The organism is Pseudomonas sp. A125, assembly GCF_055409485.1.
The window spans coordinates 1-17,663 of record NZ_JBUZVP010000032.1; the positions used below are offsets into that span (position 1 = coordinate 1).

The 17,663-nt window shown below is 60.7% G+C and carries 19 protein-coding genes and 2 pseudogenes; 12 read left to right on the forward strand and 9 right to left on the reverse strand.

Annotated elements, in window-relative coordinates; all coding sequences use genetic code 11:
• Positions 1 to 427: 427 nt before the first annotated feature.
• Both rhtA and ACZRN6_RS30325 read left to right on the forward strand, forming a co-directional pair.
• Positions 428 to 1,315 carry a threonine/homoserine exporter RhtA gene (rhtA, locus tag ACZRN6_RS30320; RefSeq protein WP_322146275.1) on the forward strand — a complete coding sequence of 296 codons (888 nt, stop codon included), beginning with the start codon at positions 428 to 430 and terminating at the stop codon, positions 1,313 to 1,315.
• Positions 1,316 to 1,482: 167 nt separating this feature from the next.
• Entirely contained in the window at positions 1,483 to 1,764 is a 282-nt protein-coding gene (locus ACZRN6_RS30325; RefSeq protein ID WP_322146276.1) for a hypothetical protein, read from the forward strand.
• 12 nt (positions 1,765 to 1,776) lie between these two features.
• On the opposite strand, the gene ACZRN6_RS30330 is transcribed toward ACZRN6_RS30325, so the two are convergent.
• A complete protein-coding gene (locus tag ACZRN6_RS30330; RefSeq protein ID WP_322146277.1) occupies positions 1,777 to 2,337 on the reverse strand; it encodes a TetR/AcrR family transcriptional regulator in 561 nt (186 codons plus the stop codon).
• Positions 2,338 to 2,427: 90 nt separating this feature from the next.
• Between ACZRN6_RS30330 and ACZRN6_RS30335 the strand changes: the two genes are divergently transcribed.
• Both ACZRN6_RS30335 and ACZRN6_RS30340 read left to right on the forward strand, forming a co-directional pair.
• Complete coding sequence (locus ACZRN6_RS30335; RefSeq protein WP_464009560.1) at positions 2,428 to 3,159, forward strand: SDR family oxidoreductase; 732 nt, start codon at positions 2,428 to 2,430, stop codon at positions 3,157 to 3,159.
• Positions 3,160 to 3,192: 33 nt separating this feature from the next.
• Positions 3,193 to 3,783 carry a 2-hydroxychromene-2-carboxylate isomerase gene (locus ACZRN6_RS30340; protein ID WP_464009561.1) on the forward strand — a complete coding sequence of 197 codons (591 nt, stop codon included), beginning with the start codon at positions 3,193 to 3,195 and terminating at the stop codon, positions 3,781 to 3,783.
• Here ACZRN6_RS30340 and ACZRN6_RS30345 read toward each other — a convergent pair.
• Positions 3,780 to 4,261, reverse strand: a pseudogene (locus ACZRN6_RS30345) (alcohol dehydrogenase catalytic domain-containing protein). The gene ACZRN6_RS30340 and the pseudogene ACZRN6_RS30345 sit on opposite strands and share 4 nt — an antisense overlap.
• Before the next feature lie 133 nt (positions 4,262 to 4,394).
• On the opposite strand from ACZRN6_RS30345, the pseudogene ACZRN6_RS30350 reads away from it, so the two are divergent.
• Together ACZRN6_RS30350 and ACZRN6_RS30355 are read left to right on the forward strand one after the other, a co-directional pair.
• Positions 4,395 to 4,583: pseudogene (locus tag ACZRN6_RS30350) on the forward strand (LysR family transcriptional regulator); the annotation flags it as partial.
• Positions 4,584 to 4,587: 4 nt separating this feature from the next.
• Positions 4,588 to 4,740 carry a hypothetical protein gene (locus tag ACZRN6_RS30355; protein ID WP_416152145.1) on the forward strand — a complete coding sequence of 51 codons (153 nt, stop codon included), beginning with the start codon at positions 4,588 to 4,590 and terminating at the stop codon, positions 4,738 to 4,740.
• Here ACZRN6_RS30355 and ACZRN6_RS30360 read toward each other — a convergent pair.
• The 3 genes from ACZRN6_RS30360 to ACZRN6_RS30370 all read right to left on the reverse strand — a co-directional run bounded on the left by ACZRN6_RS30360 (position 4,733) and on the right by ACZRN6_RS30370 (position 8,235).
• Positions 4,733 to 6,541 (reverse strand): aminopeptidase P family protein, encoded by a 1,809-nt coding sequence (locus ACZRN6_RS30360; protein ID WP_464009562.1) that lies wholly within the window; start codon positions 6,539 to 6,541, stop codon positions 4,733 to 4,735. The genes ACZRN6_RS30355 and ACZRN6_RS30360 overlap by 8 nt on opposite strands.
• A 36-nt stretch (positions 6,542 to 6,577) precedes the next feature.
• Complete coding sequence (locus ACZRN6_RS30365; RefSeq protein WP_322146281.1) at positions 6,578 to 7,738, reverse strand: cysteine desulfurase family protein; 1,161 nt, start codon at positions 7,736 to 7,738, stop codon at positions 6,578 to 6,580.
• A 227-nt stretch (positions 7,739 to 7,965) separates the two neighbouring features.
• The gene (locus ACZRN6_RS30370; protein WP_322146282.1) at positions 7,966 to 8,235 is read right to left on the reverse strand and encodes a hypothetical protein; all 270 of its coding nucleotides are present in this window, start codon (positions 8,233 to 8,235) and stop codon (positions 7,966 to 7,968) included.
• A gap of 397 nt (positions 8,236 to 8,632) precedes the next feature.
• Here ACZRN6_RS30370 and msuE point away from each other — a divergent pair, with 397 nt between their 5' ends.
• The 4 genes from msuE to ACZRN6_RS30390 are packed head-to-tail and all read left to right on the forward strand — an operon-like array spanning position 8,633 to position 12,701.
• Complete coding sequence (msuE, locus tag ACZRN6_RS30375) at positions 8,633 to 9,196, forward strand: FMN reductase (RefSeq protein ID WP_088425167.1); 564 nt, start codon at positions 8,633 to 8,635, stop codon at positions 9,194 to 9,196.
• Between the two features lie 9 nt (positions 9,197 to 9,205).
• Complete coding sequence (gene ssuD / locus ACZRN6_RS30380; RefSeq protein ID WP_322146283.1) at positions 9,206 to 10,351, forward strand: FMNH2-dependent alkanesulfonate monooxygenase; 1,146 nt, start codon at positions 9,206 to 9,208, stop codon at positions 10,349 to 10,351.
• A 47-nt stretch (positions 10,352 to 10,398) separates the two neighbouring features.
• A complete protein-coding gene (locus ACZRN6_RS30385) occupies positions 10,399 to 11,586 on the forward strand; it encodes an acyl-CoA dehydrogenase family protein (protein ID WP_464009563.1) in 1,188 nt (395 codons plus the stop codon).
• 11 nt (positions 11,587 to 11,597) lie between these two features.
• A complete protein-coding gene (locus ACZRN6_RS30390) occupies positions 11,598 to 12,701 on the forward strand; it encodes a sigma-54 interaction domain-containing protein (RefSeq protein ID WP_003210127.1) in 1,104 nt (367 codons plus the stop codon).
• On the opposite strand, the gene ACZRN6_RS30395 is transcribed toward ACZRN6_RS30390, so the two are convergent.
• Positions 12,690 to 13,055: an antibiotic biosynthesis monooxygenase gene (locus tag ACZRN6_RS30395; protein WP_322146285.1), complete on the reverse strand. Its 366-nt coding sequence runs from the start codon at positions 13,053 to 13,055 to the stop codon at positions 12,690 to 12,692. The two genes, ACZRN6_RS30390 and ACZRN6_RS30395, sit on opposite strands and share 12 nt — an antisense overlap.
• 90 nt (positions 13,056 to 13,145) lie before the next feature.
• Between ACZRN6_RS30395 and soxR the strand changes: the two genes are divergently transcribed.
• The gene (gene soxR, locus ACZRN6_RS30400) at positions 13,146 to 13,595 is read left to right on the forward strand and encodes a redox-sensitive transcriptional activator SoxR (protein WP_322146286.1); all 450 of its coding nucleotides are present in this window, start codon (positions 13,146 to 13,148) and stop codon (positions 13,593 to 13,595) included.
• 122 nt (positions 13,596 to 13,717) lie between these two features.
• On the opposite strand, the gene ACZRN6_RS30405 is transcribed toward soxR, so the two are convergent.
• The 3 genes from ACZRN6_RS30405 to ACZRN6_RS30415 are packed head-to-tail and all read right to left on the reverse strand — an operon-like array spanning position 13,718 to position 16,416.
• Positions 13,718 to 14,488 carry a MetQ/NlpA family ABC transporter substrate-binding protein gene (locus tag ACZRN6_RS30405; RefSeq protein WP_464009564.1) on the reverse strand — a complete coding sequence of 257 codons (771 nt, stop codon included), beginning with the start codon at positions 14,486 to 14,488 and terminating at the stop codon, positions 13,718 to 13,720.
• Between the two features lie 35 nt (positions 14,489 to 14,523).
• The gene (locus ACZRN6_RS30410; RefSeq protein ID WP_322146288.1) at positions 14,524 to 15,189 is read right to left on the reverse strand and encodes a methionine ABC transporter permease; all 666 of its coding nucleotides are present in this window, start codon (positions 15,187 to 15,189) and stop codon (positions 14,524 to 14,526) included.
• A 3-nt stretch (positions 15,190 to 15,192) separates the two neighbouring features.
• A complete protein-coding gene (locus ACZRN6_RS30415) occupies positions 15,193 to 16,416 on the reverse strand; it encodes an SfnB family sulfur acquisition oxidoreductase (RefSeq protein ID WP_464009565.1) in 1,224 nt (407 codons plus the stop codon).
• Positions 16,417 to 16,714: 298 nt separating this feature from the next.
• Between ACZRN6_RS30415 and ACZRN6_RS30420 the strand changes: the two genes are divergently transcribed.
• Positions 16,715 to 17,590 carry an alpha/beta fold hydrolase gene (locus ACZRN6_RS30420; RefSeq protein ID WP_322146290.1) on the forward strand — a complete coding sequence of 292 codons (876 nt, stop codon included), beginning with the start codon at positions 16,715 to 16,717 and terminating at the stop codon, positions 17,588 to 17,590.
• Positions 17,591 to 17,663 lie beyond the last annotated feature (73 nt).

The window sequence follows — 17,663 nt, forward strand, 5'->3', positions numbered from 1 at the left end:
ACTTGCGCTTCCGATCTCTCGTTAGCGGGAGGCGAATTCTACAGCGTTACACGCTGCTGTCAACACCTCTTTTTCTCCGCTTTCGACCGAGAAGATCGAGACGTTAATAGAGCCAAACAACACTGCCCTACCAACTCCTTCTGGACTTCGATGAACTGAAGCAGCTCGCTGTCGAAACCTGCATAACTCTTTGTTTACCAAGGAGTTTTCCGTTTCGACTGCGCCGGAAGTGGGGCGAATTATAGACTTCCAGGATCTGCCGTCAACCCTTAATTCAGGATTTCGATCAATCCATCCCGCGAGTCGTAAGACCCTCCTCTATATAGAGCGACCCACAACAAACTGAGCAATATATTGCCCATTGCTCAACACTTGAGCATCATAGTCACTTCTGCTTCTTTAATACGACCCCGGACGAACACCCCCAATGACCACCTCCCCCCGTAGCATGGCCTCGACATTGTTCCCCGTCGGCCTGCTACTTATTGCGATGGCCTCCATTCAGTCAGGTGCATCGCTCGCCAAGACCATGTTCCCGATCGTGGGCGCCCAGGGCACCACCACCTTGCGCTTGGTTTTCGCCAGCGTGATCATGCTGCTTCTATTACGTCCATGGCGCGCCACGCTGACAGCCAAGTCGCTGCAGACAGTCATTGTTTATGGGATGGCGCTGGGCGGAATGAATTTCCTCTTCTATATGTCATTACGCACAGTCCCACTCGGAATCGCGGTGGCGCTCGAGTTCACCGGCCCACTGGCGGTCGCCATCTATGCCTCACGCCGCGCGGTGGACTTTCTCTGGATCGCGCTTGCCATCATTGGCCTGCTGTTGTTGATCCCCATGGGAGAAACCAGCAACGGCATCGACCTGACAGGCGCCGCCTATGCATTGGGCGCAGGCGTGTGCTGGGCGCTCTATATTCTGTTTGGTCAAAAGGCGGGCGCCGATAACGGCGTACAGACCGCCGCCCTCGGCGTCATGATTGCTGCACTGTTTGTCGCGCCAATTGGAATCGTGCATGCGGGCGCTGCATTACTCACGCCGTCGCTGATTCCGGTTGCCATTGGTGTTGCCGTTTTATCGACCGCCCTTCCCTACACGCTGGAGATGGTTGCCCTGACCCGCCTGCCTGCCCGCACCTTCGGCACGTTGATGAGTGTCGAGCCCGCGTTCGGCGCCTTGTCAGGCCTGTTTTTCCTTCAAGAGCACCTCTCCCTGGCGCAATGGCTGGCCATCACCTGCATTATTCTGGCGTCGGTCGGTGCAACCCTGACCATGCGTAACGAATCAAAGCCGCTCGTTCCGGCCGATTGATTCAGGATTTTACGTAGCTCTGGCATTTGCCGCTCAATTAGGCCATGTTTAGGCCGTAACCCAGTGTCATTCATGGAAAATTTCGATAAGGACATCATGAACGCTACACTCGAGAGCGAGCAAAGCAAGCTTCGTGCGGTTAAGCGAGGCGGCTATTAAGGATAGGAATGAAGCGAATTTTGATGCTGTTCGTGATTGTGGCAATCGCAGGGTGCGCCGCGACCACCAAGACCGAAGTGAAACGGGGAAAAAAAGGGCTGCATATCAACTGCTCGGGCCTGTCCTCTTCCTGGGACCAGTGCTACGCCAGTGCTGTTAATTCATGTGGCGCGAAAGGTTATAAAGTCATCGCCAAGTCCGGCGACAATGCCGAAGACCCAGGCGACTACCCGTTCGGCCTAAACCCCGCCGGTTATACCAGCCGAAGCATGATTGTCATCTGCAAGTAGCTGTTGGCCCCCTCACAGGTTCGACAGCTGCTGACTGAGCACTTCGTAGTTCGATGACAAGACCTGCGCCTGTATTTGCGGGCTGACCATCATTCGCGCGACCACCAGCGCGCCGATGCATTGCGACAGAATCGACCACGCCAGTGCCTCGCTGCCCAGCGTTGCCGCCCAGCCCGCCTGCAATCGGCAAATCCAGTCCTGCGCCTGCTGGCGCACCGCCGCATCAGATCGCGCAATCTCCGCACCCAGGCTTGGCAACGCGCAGCCGGCTTGCGACTGCTCCACATGGGCCATGCTCAGGTAGAACTTCAAACAGCGATGCAGCCGCTCACGGCTCTGCACGCCATTGCCATTCAAACGCTCAAGAGAGTGACTCAATTCACGCTCCACAATCGAGCTGAACAATTCGTCCTTCGAAGCAAAGTGACTGTAAAACGCACCGCCACTCAGCCCAATGGCTTTCATCAAGCCGTCCACGCCAACACTGGCAAACCCTTCTTTCTTTGCAAGCGCCGCACTGCTGTCCAGCAGTTTCTCTCTGGTTTCCTGTTTATGACTGGCCGAATATCGCATGACTTCCCCCCGCTGGATTGGCAGCTTGACGCCTGTTAAATCGTAGCATAACGTTCGTTTGCCAAACGATCGTTTATTAAAGGATCTCCCATGACGAACAACAATAAAATCGTACTGGTGGTGGGTGCCGGCGACGCTACAGGTGGCGCCATCGCCAAACGCTTCGCCCGCGAAGGTTACGTGGCATGCGTGACTCGGCGCAGCGCCGATAAACTGCGCCCCCTGGTAGAAAGCATCCAGGCAACTGGCAGCGAGGCGCGTGGTTTTGCCTGCGACGCCCGCAAGGAAGAAGACGTCATCGCGCTGATCGAGAAGATTGAAACCGAACTGGGCCCGATTGAAGCCTTCGTGTTCAACATCGGCGCCAATGTGCCGTGCAGCATCCTGGAAGAAACTGCCCGCAAATACTTCAAGATCTGGGAAATGGCGTGTTTCTCAGGTTTCCTCAATGCGCGGGAAGTGGCCAAGCGCATGGTCACCCGGGAACGCGGGACCATCCTGTTTACCGGTGCCACCGCCGGACTGCGTGGCGCCGCCGGTTTTGCCGCATTCGCAGGCGCCAAACACGGGATCCGTGCACTGGCGCAAAGCATGGCCCGCGAGCTGGGCCCGCGGAACATCCACGTTGCCCACGTGGTAGTGGATGGCGCCATCGACACTGACTTCATCCGCGACAGCTTCCCGCAAAAGTATGCTCTCAAGGATCAGGACGGCATTCTCAACCCCGAGCACATCGCCGATAACTATTGGTACCTGCACAGCCAGCCCCGGGATGCCTGGACCTTCGAGTTGGACCTGCGCCCCTGGAATGAGCCCTGGTAAGTACGCCTATAACAAAAACAGCGAGTACCCAGCATGAGTAAAACCGTTGAGTTTTTCTTTGACCTCGGCAGCCCCGCCACCTACTTGGCCTACACCCAGCTTCCAGGCCTGTGCGCAGTCACTGGCGCCCAGCTGATTTACAAGCCCATGTTGCTGGGAGGCGTGTTCAAGGCCACCGGCAATGTGTCGCCGGTCACCATTCCCGCAAAAGGCCGCTACATGCTTCAGGACCTCGCGCGCTACGCCCAGCGTTACAACGTCCCGCTCAAGTTCAATCCGCACTTTCCCATCAATACATTGATGTTGATGCGCGCCGTCACCGGCATTCAAATGCGCCAGCCCGAGCGCTTTCTCGACTTCATCGACGGCCTGTTCCGCGCACTTTGGGTGCAAGGCCGACACTTGGGAGACCCCGCCGTAATAGCCGCAGTGCTGGCCGAGCACGGTTTTGATCCCGAAGAAGTCCTGGCGTTGACCCAAGATGACGACGTCAAGGCCACCCTCAAGGACAACACCGAGCACGCCATTCAGCGTGGCGTATTCGGAGCCCCAACCCTGTTCGTCGGCAACCAGTTGTTCTTCGGCCAGGACCGCCTGGAATTTGTCCGCGAAGCGCTGAGTTAGATTTCAATCACCAAACGCCCTTGAGCGCCGCCTCTGAGTAACTTATAGGCGGCGTTTGCCGTGTGCCGGTCGAAATGCCGCGCATCGAGGATCGGCTTGAGCTTTGCGGCGTCAATCAGCCGCGCTGCTTCGGCAAGAATCTGCCCATGGTGCGCGCGGCCCTTACCCGTCAGCATCGGCAACAGGGTAAACACTCCTGAATACGTCACCCCGCGAAACGACAACGGCGCCAGGCTATGAGAGCCCCAGCCCAGGCAACTGAGCACATGGCCCTGATAAGTCCTGGCAAATCCAATCCCAGCACTGCGGGCAAAGGCTGACGGGCATGAGCAGCCTCGCCCGCAGCAATTTTCCCGTCCAATGGGTTGAGGCCGCTGGCCTTGATTCTCACCAGAACCTCACCGTTACCCGCAGGCGGCCTGGTAATCGTTGCCAGCCGTAACGGCCCATTCGCCACATCCACCATCAACGCCTGCATTTGAGTTGTTTCAGTCACGGTCGTGCTCTCGGTTCGTCAGGAAGTGACCACGATAATGATCCGCCCCACTCATGCCGATAAGACGCTTAAAAGCTATAGTGACCATGCTCATTTGGCATGAATCGGGAACCCCATGGATAAGCTCAACGCAATGGCGATTTTCGTCCGGGTGATCGAGCGCGGGAGTTTTTCTGCGGTCGCCCGGGAATTGCAGACCACTCAGCCCACTATCAGTAAAGTACTGCGCGCGCTGGAGACAGAACTGGGAGGCAGGCTGATTTCCCGCAGCACACGCAAACTCTCCCTGACAGACGAAGGCCGGCCGGTTGGTCGCGCTGCTGCAGGACTACACCCCAAGGGCGCTGCCGATTCATGCCGTTTCGGCACCGAATCGTCGCGAGTCCGCCCGGGTCAAAGCGTTTATCGACTACATGGCCGATGCCCTGACCCAGGCGCCCGAGTTGCAGCCCCTTAGATAGCCGCCGTACGCACCTGCAACCATTCCAGCGCCGCGCCACTGAGCAGCGGGCTCAGGCGCTCACGCACCTGCGCGTGGTAGTCGTTGAACCATTGGCGCTCCTCCAGCGTCAGCAACGCTGGCTGCAGGCAACGGGTGTCGATCGGGCACAGGGTCAGCGTCTCAAACTTGAGGAATTCGCCAAACTCGGTCTTGCCCGCTTCACGGTTCAACACCAGGTTCTCGATGCGCACACCCCAACGGCCCGGGCGGTAAGTGCCCGGCTCGATGGAGGTAATCATGCCGGCCTGCATCGCGGTTTGTGGCGCAGCGACAGCTTGGTAAGCAATAACCTGCGGGCCTTCATGCACGTTCAGGAAATAGCCTACGCCATGCCCGGTGCCGTGGCCGTAGTCCACGCCTTCGGCCCAGATAGGCGCGCGGGCAATCGAGTCCAGCAGCGGCGAAAGAATGCCTTTGGGGAAATGCGCGCGGGACAACGCGATCACACCCTTGAGTACACGGGTGCAGTCGCGTTTCTGCTCTTCGCTTGGCGTGCCGACAGGCACCATCCGCGTGATATCGGTCGTGCCGCCCAGGTACTGGCCGCCCGAGTCGATCAGCAGCAAGCCATCGCCTTCGATCAGCGCGTGTTCCTCTTCGGTGGCGTGATAGTGCGGCATCGCACCATTGGCGTTGAACGCAGCAATCGTGTTGAAGCTCAATGACACATAACCCGGACGACGGGTACGCGCCGCCGTCAGGTGCTCATCAATGGTCAGCTCGGTTATGCGCTCCCGGCCCCATGCGCTGTCGAGCCAGGCGAAAAATTCGCACAAGGCCGCGCCATCCTGTTCCATGGCCTGGCGAATATGCTCGGCGTCCGCCAGGCTCTTTCGCGACTTGGCCAAGGTGGTTGGGTTCAGGCCTTCGATCAGCTTGATGCCACTGCCGAGGTTTTCCAGCAAGCCGGCAGTCACCCGCGCCGGGTCGACTTGCACGCTGGCGCCCGATGGAATGGCCTTCAACGCCGCCGCGACTTCACTGTAATCGCGCAGGGTCACGCCATCCTGTTCCAGCACGGCGCGAAGCTCGGCATCGACTTTGCTCAAGGCCACAAACAACATTGCTTGCTGCTGGCCGATCAAGGCAAAGGACACAAACACCGGGTTGAACGAAACATCACCACCACGCAGGTTAAACAACCAGGCAATGTCATCCAGGGTCGCGATGAAGTGCCAGTCAGCGCCCTTCTCACTCAAGCTTTCGCGCAGGGCAGCAAGTTTTTCGCCACGGCTGACGGTGGCCTGAGGTGGCAGGTGCTGATAGATCGGCTGGTTCGGCAAGGTGGGACGGTCTTGCCAGACTTCACTCAACAGGTCGATATCCGTGCGCAAGCGCGCACCGCGTGCCTCCAGCTTGCTGCCCAGGGTGCGCGCCGAGGCCACGGCCATGACTGCGCCATCCACTGCCACTGTGCCGCCTTGCGGCGTCTGCTCTGCCAGCCATTCCAGCGGCCCGGGCTGGCCGGGTTGCAGCTTGACCAACTCAATGCCACTGCCATTGAGCTCCTTGGTCGCCTGTTCCCAATAGCGGCTGTCTGCCCACACGCCGGCGAAATTTTCGGTGACAATAAGCGTGCCCACCGAGCCGTGAAAGCCCGACAACCACTGGCGCCCTTGCCAGTAACCCGGCAGGTATTCAGACAAGTGCGGGTCGGCCGACGGCACCAACAGGGCATGAATGCCCTCGCGGCTCATCAGTTCGCGAGTGCGCGCCAGGCGCTGGGGAACCGTTCCATGGGTCAAAGGCTGTGTGCTCATCGTGTCTCCTGCTAACCACTAATAATTGTTATGGGGTCAAACGGCCCAAAACGCCGGTGCGCTGGCCAGTGCCGCCTTGATCAGTTGTACCGCCTGATCGATGTCCTGCTCGGTGGTAAACCGCCCGAGGCTCAAGCGAATGGTGCGACCTGCGCTGCGGGCATCATGGCCCAGCGCCAGAAGCACATGGGACGGTGCATTGCTCGCCGAATTGCAGGCCGAAGTGGCCGAGAAGGCAATGCCTGCGCTCAAGCCGGCAGAATTGAACTCGCCCTCGCTGAATGTCAGGCTCAAGGTGTGGGGAATGCGTTGGGTAAGGCTGCCATTGAGGCGCACGCCGGCAATCGTATTCAGCTGTTCCAGCAGGCGCTCGCGCAAGGCAACAATGGTCGCCTTCTCTTCTGCAAAGGAGGCTGCCGCCAACGCGAACGCGGTGCCCATGCCAGCAATCTGGTGCGTTGCCAGGGTGCCCGAACGCAAGCCGCCTTCATGGCCACCGCCGTGAATCTGCGCCAGCACTTTCTGCTGCGCACGCGGGCCGACGTACAGTGCGCCGATGCCCTTGGGGCCATAGAGCTTGTGGGCAGAAAACGACATCAGGTCCACCGGCCATTCGGCCAGGTCAATCGCCACCTTGCCCGCGCCTTGCGCTGCATCCACGTGAAACAACGCCCCGTGCTCACGCACTCGCGCGCCGATCGCCTGGATATCGTTGAGGGTGCCCAACTCGTTGTTCACCAGCATCAGCGACACCAGGAAGGTGTCCTCACGCAAGGCTTCGCTCACCGCCTCGACGCTGATCAAACCCTCGGCATCCGGCACCAGGTACGTCACGGCGACCCCGGCTTCCTGCAACTGGCGAGCGGTATCGAGCGTGGCCTTGTGTTCGATCTGGCTGGTGATGATGTGCCCGCCGGCCACGCCCCGCGCCTGGGCGACGCCCTTGATCGCGAGGTTATTGGATTCAGTGGCACCGGAGGTCCAGACGATGTGTGCCGGTTCGGCACCAACCAGTTCAGCCACCTGGCACCGCGCCTGCTCAACCGTTTGCCGGGCCTGTTGGCCAAACGCGTGGGAGCTGGACGCCGGGTTACCGAAGTTGGCATTGAAGCCCAGACACTCGACCATGACCTGAATGACCCGCTCATCCACCGGCGTGGTGGCGGCGTAGTCGAAATACAGCGGACGTTTATTCATGACGTTAAAGACTCGCAGAGCATGTTCCCGAGAACAGCGTCTCAGGGGCAGCGATCAGAAAGAAAGATGGTTTACCTGATCCCGTGCCGTTAAAGAAAGACCACTTTATTTAAAAGTGCGTAGGAACGCTCCTGAAATTCAGCTTAACAGGCTCCACGAAACGGATGGCAAACAAAAAGCCCGAGGTTCCTGTAGGAAACCTCGGGCTCATCGACTTGGCCGCTGGCTCAACTGGGGCGACCGTGCAGCATCACGCCGCGCTCGGCATTCATTTCACCCTGGCGGTCAAAACCAAAGGTTTTCTGTGGCTGGCCGGTCAGTTCGGCTCTCTTCTGTTGGTATTCATCAAACGACAGGCCTCGACGGCTCAACGCTTCCAGCGCCAGTTCCTTGCTCTCCTCGGCCGAGTAGCCACGCAGTTCAGGCGACGAAGGCGTCGCACAACCGGCAAGGACTGAGGTGACAAGCAATACACAAATGGCGAGAAAACGGTTCATGGCGAAGGTCCTGCGAAACGGGTTGAAGTCAATGAGCACAGGCTACTCCCGCCCCTGTGCGGTGAAAAATCACCCGCCGTGATAGTCGCTATCAACCGTTTCGACACCCGTGATAGTCACATCTCATATTCCATACAGGTCTATAAATATGGAAATACGTTCATTTACGGAATAACTACAACCCTCTATAAATGGCTCCAATGCACACGCCGCTGTTCGCCTGGCAACTGTTGCCCAGGCAACAGTCATTCAACAAAACACCAGGCAGACAACACCGTCATTTTCCAACACCTGGCCCACAGCCCGCGCCAGTCAAGGCCTGCGCCGCTTGGTACAGCTCTTGCTCAAGCCCTGCTACTGCTCTTGCCCTGAGCCACTGTTGAAAAAGGAACTGTTGATGACCCGTCCATTGAATGTCGTTGCCCTCTCCGGCGGAACCTGGCGCCCGTCCCGCACGCTGGTGCTGACCCAAGCGGTGCTGGCCGAACTGGCCAATCAATTGCCGATCCAGACCACCCTGATTGAACTGGGCGACATTGCCCGGCCGCTGGGTGGCGCGCTGTCCCGCCAGGAACTGCCCGCCGACGTCGAAGCGCAACTGCAAGCCATCGAACAGGCCGACCTGCTGATCGTCGCGGCGCCGGTGTACCGCGGCTCTTACCCCGGCCTGCTCAAGCACCTGTTCGACCTGGTCGACCTCAACGCGCTGATCAACACCCCGGTATTGCTGGCGGCCACCGGCGGCAGCGAACGCCATGCGCTGGTACTCGATCACCAGCTGCGCCCGCTGTTCAGCTTCTTCCAGGCCCTGACCTTGCCGATTGGCGTGTACGCCACCGAGGCCGATTTCACCGATTACCAAATAACCAGTGAGCCCTTGAAGGCCCGCATTCGCCTTGCTGCAGAACGCGCCGCGCCGTTGTTTGCCGCGCACCCCACCTCTCTGCTGAAAATCGCTTAAGGATTTGTCATGGATGTTTTCTGGTTTCTGCCTACCCACGGTGACGGCCATTACTTGGGCACCACCCAAGGCGCTCGCCCGGTCACCCTCAACTATTTGAAACAAGTCGCCCAGGCTGCGGACAACCTCGGCTATCACGGCGTGCTGATCCCCACCGGCCGCTCCTGTGAAGACTCCTGGGTGATCGCCTCGGCACTGGTGCCGTTGACCGAACGCCTGCGTTACCTGGTGGCGATTCGCCCGGGGATCATTTCGCCAACCGTCTCGGCACGCATGGCCGCGACCCTCGACCGCCTGTCCAATGGCCGCCTGTTGATCAACGTGGTGACCGGCGGCGACCCCGACGAGAACCGCGGCGACGGCAGTTTCCTCGATCACAGCGAACGCTATGAAGTGACCGACGAATTCCTCAAGATCTGGCGCCGTGTGTTGCAGGGCGAATCGGTGGACTTCGAAGGCAAACACCTGCGCGTACAGAACGCCAAGGCACTTTACCCACCAGTGCAGAAGCCTTACCCACCGCTGTATTTCGGTGGTTCCTCCGACGCCGCCCACGACCTCGCTGCCGAACAGGTGGATGTGTACCTGACCTGGGGCGAACCACCGGCCGCCGTCGCGGAAAAACTTGCCGACGTGCGTGAGCGCGCCGCGCGTCATGGCCGCACCGTCAAGTTCGGGATTCGCCTGCATGTGATCGTGCGAGAAACCGAAGAAGACGCCTGGAAAGCCGCCGCCAAACTGATCGAACACATCAGCGACGAAACCATCGCTGCCGCGCAAAAATCCTTCTCGCGCTTTGACTCCGAAGGCCAGCGCCGCATGGCTGCGCTGCACGACGGGCGCCGCGACAACCTGGAAATCGCCCCCAACCTGTGGGCCGGCGTCGGCCTGGTACGTGGCGGCGCGGGCACGGCCCTGGTGGGCAACCCGCAGCAGGTCGCCGAGCGGATCAAGGAATACGCAGACCTGGGCATCGAGAGCTTCATCTTCTCCGGCTACCCGCACCTGGAAGAGGCGTACCGCTTTGCCGAATTGGTGTTCCCGCTGCTGCCGGAACCCTACGCCAGCCTGGCCGGGCGCGGCATCACCAACCTCACGGGGCCGTTCGGCGAAATGATTGCCAACGACGTCCTGCCGGCAAAAGCCAAGGCCTGACCTGCCGTCTGCCGGGGCACGCCCCGGCACACCATGAGGAACACCGCGTGACAGCCAAACCCAACAGCGCCCTGCCCTCACCCTTGCAGACTGCCAAACTGCTGGCCGCCGAATTCGCCCTCACCGCCGTCGAACGCGACGAGCGTGGCGGCACACCGAAAGCCGAACGTGACGCCCTGCGCCAAAGCGGCTTGCTGGCCCTGAGCATTCCCACCCAATACGGCGGCCTCGGTGCGCGCTGGAGCGAGACCCTTGAGGTGGTGCGCGAATTCGCCAAGGTCGACAGCTCCATCGCCCACGTCTTCGGGTTTCATCACCTGATGCTCGCCACCGTGCGGCTGTTCTCCCGCCCGGAGCAATGGCAACCGTGGTTCGAACAAACCGCGCGCAAAAACTGGTTCTGGGGCAATGCCCTCAACCCGCTGGATACGCGTACGGTGGTCAAGGCCTTCAGTGGCTGGCGCGAATTTTCCGGCAAGAAGAGTTTTTGCTCCGGCGCCAGCGACTCGGAAATGCTGATCGCCTCGGCCGTGGATGAAAGCGCCGGCGGCAAGCTGCTGATCGCGGCCATCCCGAGCGGGCGTACCGGCATCACCTTGCACAACGACTGGAACAATATCGGCCAGCGCCAGACCGACAGCGGCAGTGCCAGCTTCGAACGGGTACGCGTCGAAGAGTCGGAGTTGCTTCTGGATCCCGGCCCGTTGAGCACGCCCTTCGCCTGCCTGCGCCCGCTGATCGCGCAGTTGACGTTCACCCATATGTTCCTCGGCATCGCCGAAGGCGCATTCGCCGAAGCCCGCAACTACACCCTGACCGAAACGCGGCCCTGGCATAAGTCCACCGTGCAGGACATTCGCCAGGACCCGTACGTGCTCAACCACTACGGCGAATTCTGGGTCGCCCTGGAAGGCGTGCGCCTGCTGGTGGAACGCGCCGCCGAACTGCTGGACCAGGCCTGGGCCAAGGGCCCGAGCCTCAGAGAAAGCGAGCGCGGTGAGCTGGCCATCGCCATCGCCACCGCCAAGGTCGCCGCCACCCGCAATGGCCTGGAACTGTGCAGCCGCCTGTTCGAAGTCACTGGCGCGCGCTCCACCCACGCCTCCCTGCGGCTGGACCGGCACTGGCGCAACCTGCGCACACAAACCTTGCACGACCCGGTCGACTACAAACTCCACGAACTGGGGGACTGGGCGTTGAACCAGTCCCTGCCGATTCCAACGTTCTACTCCTGAAAGAGGTGCCCATGCAGCTTTTAACCTTACCGCCCTCGCCCGCGCTTGCGACCTCGATCCGCGCCACGGCCCAGGTCTTCGAAGACCCGAAATCCCAGGCGTTGCTGGCGCACATCCAGCAAGTCGCGCCCAGCGAAGCCAGCGTGCTGATCATCGGCGAAACCGGCACCGGTAAAGAGCTGGTGGCGCGCCATATCCATAACCTCAGCGCCCGGCGCAACCGGCCGTTCGTGGCGGTGAACTGCGGCGCGTTTTCCGAATCCCTGGTGGAAGCCGAGTTGTTCGGCCATGAAAAAGGCGCCTTCACCGGCGCCCTCAGCGCCAAGGCCGGCTGGTTCGAGGAGGCCGACGGCGGCACCTTGTTCCTCGACGAAATCGGCGACTTGCCGATGGCGATTCAGGTCAAGTTGCTGCGAGTACTCCAGGAACGTGAGGTGGTGCGCCTAGGCTCACGCAAAAGCATTCCCATCGATGTGCGGGTGTTGGCAGCCACCAACGTTCAGTTGGAAAAAGCCATCAATGCCGGGCATTTTCGCGAGGATTTGTACTACCGCCTCGACGTGGTCAGCCTGGAACTGAGCCCACTGCGCGATCGTCCCGGCGATATCCTGCCGCTCACCCGGCACTTCATCGAAGCCTACAGCCAGCGCCTGGGTTATGGCCCGATCACCATCAGCCGCGAAGCCGAGCAGAAACTCAAAAGCTACAGTTGGCCGGGCAACATCCGCGAGCTGGAAAACGTCATCCACCACACCCTGCTGATTTGCCGCAACGGTGTGATCGAGCGCGACGACCTGCGCCTGTCGAACATGCGTATCGAGCGTCAGGACGACAGCCAGCACGGCACCGACAACAGCGCCGAAGCGTTGCTGGAACGGGCTTTTCAAAAGCTCTTCGAGGAACAGGCCGGCGCCCTGCATGAAAAGGTCGAGGATGCGCTATTGCGCGCCGCCTACCGCTTCAGCCATTACAACCAGGTGCACACCGCCAACCTGCTGGGCCTGAGCCGCAACGTGACGCGTACCCGCCTGATCAAGATCGGCGAGTTGGCTGTGAACAAACGCCGCCCCGGCGAGAACGTGCAGGGCGAACGCATGTTGCACCTATCCATTTAGGCGGCATTGCAAGGCGTTGTCATGGCTGCGCTCGATGCTGCGCAGCACCTGGAACGAACCGAAGGTCACCGCCGTGGCCTGGTGGGCGCGGATCAGCGTCCAGAAATCTTCCTCACCGTGCTCAAAACACTTGAAGGCTGCCTCGCCATCCTCGCGAGAGCGCCATTGCAAGTAACTGAGCACCCGGCGTCCATCATCGCTGACCTGCACGCTGGCGTTGATAAAGCCGCCATGGCCCTGGGCCAAACGCTCGCTTTGGGATGAAAGAGCCGCCACCAACGCGGACTGCTGCTGAGGCTCGATCTGGAACTCGACCATCTGGGTAAAACTCAGACCCTTCTCTGATACCTGCATGAATATTCCCCTCTCACTGTAGGCACAATCTTGCGATTCGATGCCGCGCAGGGTAAAACCTCTAGTTAAGTCAAGGTCAAGGGCTTTTTCATGGTCAGCAAAGAACTCACCGTCGGCCAGTTGGCGGCCCGCAGTGGCGTGGCGGTTACCGCGCTGCACTTCTACGAAACCAAGGGGTTGATCAAGAGCAACCGCAATGCCGGCAATCAACGGCGCTACCCGCGGGATGTGTTGCGCCGCGTGGTGGTGATCAAGATAGCCCAGCGTTTGGGCATCCCCCTGGCGACGATCTTTGAGGCGCTGCAAACCCTGCCCGATGGCCGCACGCCCACCGCCGCCGACTGGGAGCGCCTGTCTGCACTATGGCGTGAGGATTTGGACCAGCGCATCGACAAGCTGATGCTGCTGCGGGACAAACTCAGTGGCTGTATTGGCTGCGGGTGTTTGTCGCTGGAGGCGTGCCCGCTGCGCAACCAGGACGACGTACTCGGTGAGCGCGGCCCCGGCGCGCAACTCTTGGAGCCCACCCCTGATCCCTGATGTGTGAACCCACTCAATGTGGGAGCTGGCTTGCCTGCGATAGCGGTGTATCAGTCACCACCGCTATCGCAGGCAAGCCAGCTCCCACACAAGCCAGCGTCCACCTTGGATCTGTCCGGGTCTTAGAAACCCGGGGCAATCTGCCCTTTGTAGCGGCTGAGGATGAACTGGCGTACTTCATCGGAATTCAACGCCTTGGCCAGCTTCTGGATGCCCGGGTCGTTGATGTTGTCGGGGCGCGCCACCAAATACTCGACGTACAGGCTCTTGCCCTTCTCCACGATCAACGCACTGTTGGTGTCGATCCCCGCTTCCAACGCATAGTTGGCAAACACAAATGCCAGGTCCACCTGGCTCACCGAACGGGCCAGCAACGCGCCTTCCAGTTCACGAATTTTCAGGTGCTTGGGGTTCTCGACGCTGTCCCGGGGCGTGGCCAGGGTGTTGCTCGAATCCTTGAGTTTGATCAGGCCGGCTTCGTCCAGCAGCACCAGCGCGCGGCCGGTGTTGACCGGGTCGTTGGGGATCGACACCGTCGCGCCGTCTTTCAACTCCGAGATATTTTTAATCTTGGTCGAATAAGCGCCGAAAGGCTCGATGTGCACACCGACTACCGGCACCAGATTGGTATGCCGGGTCTTGTTGTAGTCATCCAGAAATGGCCGGTACTGGTAGTAATTGGCGTCAATATTCTTCAGTGCCAGTTGCTGGTTGGGCTGGATGAAATCGGTGAAGACCTTGATTTGCAGGTCCACGCCCTCCTTGGCCAGCACGGGTTTGACGAACTCGAGAATCTCGGCGTGAGGCACCGGTGTGGCACCCACTACCAACGTTTCGTTGGCGACGGCATTAAGGGAGAAGACAGCGGCCAAGATGGCCAGGGATTTTTTCATGGTTGCTCCGAAGACAGTAGTTACAGGAATAGGTATCAGCGGCGGCTGTAACGCGCCACCAAGCGGTCGCCGGTCATTTGCAGGGCCTGTACCAACACCAACAGCAGCAACACGGTGACCACCATCACGTCGGTCTGGAAACGCTGATAGCCGTAGCGGATGGCCAGGTCGCCCAGGCCACCGCCACCAATCACCCCGGCCATGGCGGTGTAGTCCACCAGCACAATCGCGGTGACGGTGACCGCCGCCAGCAGCCCGCCCCGGGCTTCGGGCAGCAGCGTGTGGCGGATCACCTGCCAGGTGCTGGCGCCCATGGATTGGGTGGCTTCCACCACGCCGCGGTCGACCTCACGCAAGGCGGTTTCCACCAGCCGCGCAAAGAACGGCGTACAGCCCACCACCAGCGGCGGAATCGTGCCGGCCACGCCCAGCGAAGTGCCCACCAGCAAGGTGGTCACCGGGATCAGCACAATCAGCAGGATGATGAACGGCAGCGAGCGCAGCACGTTCACCACCACCGACAGCGCCCGGTACACCACCAGGGTTTCGTGCAGCTGGCGCTTGCCGGTGAGGAACAACACCACCCCAAGCGGCAACCCCAGCAGCACGGTAAAACCCAGTGCGGCGCTGAGCATGCTCAGGGTTTCCAGGCAGGCTTGGCCGATGTCGGCCCAGTAGATGTGTTTAAACAGCTCGGCCATGGTTCAAGACCAATCGTGACGCGGTGGCTTGGCGCCGTTAAGCAGCCAGTTGCCGATCACGTGGTACTTCCAGCGCACCGGGTCATGCAGGGTATGCACCCGGGCATTGCGCCAGTGACGGTCGAAGTTGTGCTTTTTCAAGGTGGAACGGGTGCCGCCGAGCTCGAAGAGCTTGTTGCTGGCTTCGATGGCGATTTCGGTGGTCAGTACCTTGGCCCGGGCGACAGCCAGTGAGGCGTGGGCGACATTGTCTTCGTCGGGTGCCGGGCGGGCGGCGTCCAGGGCTTTTCCGGCGCGTTCCAGCAAGGCTTCCGCCGCTTCCAGGCGAATATCCAACGCGCCGACCTGGATGATGGTCAGCGGGTCTTCACTGGCATTTTCCACCCCGGCATCGATCCAGGGGCGGGCGAATTGCTGGACGAACAGCACCGTGTCACGCAGTGCGGCGCGGGCGATGCCGGCGTCGATGGCAGCAGTGGTCAGTTGTGCGAATGGGCCAGCCAGAGTCGGTGAATCGTAGGAACGATGGGTCGCAAACAGGTTGAACGCGGGCACCGCCAGGTCCTCTGCCAACACCGTACCGCTGGAGGTGGTGCGCTGGCCCATGCTGTCCCAGTCGTCGACCACCACCAGGCCTTCAGTGCCGCGTGGCACGAACGCCAACTGCGCGTTTTGCTCTTCGTCCAGCGCCAGCACCGCCAGCCAATGGGCGTACAACGAGCCGGTGCAATAACCCTTGCGACCGTTGATCACATAGCCGTCGCCTTGCCGGCGGATGGTCGCCTGGATGTCCTGGACGTTCTTGCCGCCGGTTTCCGACAGCGCATTGGCAAACCGGTGCCCTTGCAGCGCCAGGCCAAAAAAGTACGCCTGCTGCTCGGGCGTGCCTTGCAGGCGGATGTCTTCCAGCAGGCAGTAATGGTTCTGCGGGATTTGCCCCAGCGACGGGTCGGCCGCCGAGATAATCGCAATCACCTGGGCCAGCACCGCGTAGGACACCTGGGCGCCGCCAAATTCGCGGGGCACGCTGATGCCCCACAGGCCGCTATTGGAATACAAATCCACGACTTGTGCCGGCACCTGGCGGGTGCGGTCGCGTTCGGCGTCTTGCTCCAGCAACACGGCGGCGACCCGGTGGGCAACGGCCAGCGCCTGGGCCTCGTCGCGGATCAGCTCGGCGTTGGGGGTGTGGATCGGGTAATCGGCAGATACAGGCAGTACAGACATACAACGCTCTCGGGCGAATGGTTTACCTGAGGCATTGCAGCTTCTGTGCCTGAGGCGCCAAGCCTTCAAACACCAGGGTTTGCACCCGCTGCGCGCGCGGTAAAGCGCCCATGGCGCAGCAAACTGCCGGTTTGCTGTTGCCTGGCCAACACTGTGGCAAGACTGACCTGCGCCAGACCCCGCCAGGTCCCGGGCGCCGGCTTCAACACACTTCATGAACAACCCTTCCACGTTTTCCCCCTTGCCCCGGGGCCCGTGTAATTTCAGGATGCAGGCAATCATCACAAGGAGTCATTCCATGTTCGCCGGATTCCAAAAAGACCAGCGCCACGTCAACGGCGTGGACATCAGCTACCGCAAAGGTGGCGCAGGTCCCGGCCTGCTCCTGCTGCACGGGCACCCGCAGACCCACGTCATATGGCACAAAGTCGCCGAGCAATTGGCCGAACACTTCACTGTGGTCGCCGCCGACCTGCGCGGTTACGGCGACAGCAGCAAGCCCGACGCCAATGACCATCACACCCACTATTCAAAACGCGAAATGGCCCGCGACGGCGTCGAGCTGATGAAGACCCTGGGCTTTGAGGAGTTCTCGGTGCTGGCCCACGACCGCGGTGCCCGCGTCGCCCATCGCCTGGCGCTGGATCACCCAAGGGCTGTGCAGCGCATGGTGTTGCTGGACATCGCACCGACCCTTGCAATGTACGCCCAGACCGACGAAGCCTTCGCCCGCGCCTACTGGCACTGGTTCTTCTTGATCCGCCCGGCGCCGCTGCCCGAGAGCCTGATCGAAGGCAACCCGGAACTCTACCTGCGCAGCGTCATGGGCAGCCGCAGTGCAGGGCTCAAGCCATTCACCGATGAAGCCTTTGCCGAATACCTGCGTTGCCTGAAACTGCCGGGCACTGCCACCGGTATCTGCGAAGACTACCGCGCTGCCGCCGGTATTGACCTTGAACACGACCAGGCCGATATCGACAAAGGCAACCACCTGAACCTGCCGTTGCTGGTGATGTGGGGCGCCGAAGGTACCGTCGGCCGCTGCTTCGACCCCCTCAAGGAATGGCAAAAAGTCGCGACCGACGTACGTGGCAAGGCCCTGCCGGCCGGCCACTACATCGCCGAAGAGGTTCCAGAAATCCTGCTTGCCGAAGTCCTGGCCTTCCTTCGCTGAACCTTTAGTCAACCGCTGACCTGATCGATCCCGCCCCGCAGGCTTGAAAAGCCTGCGACGGCACCTGCTTGCC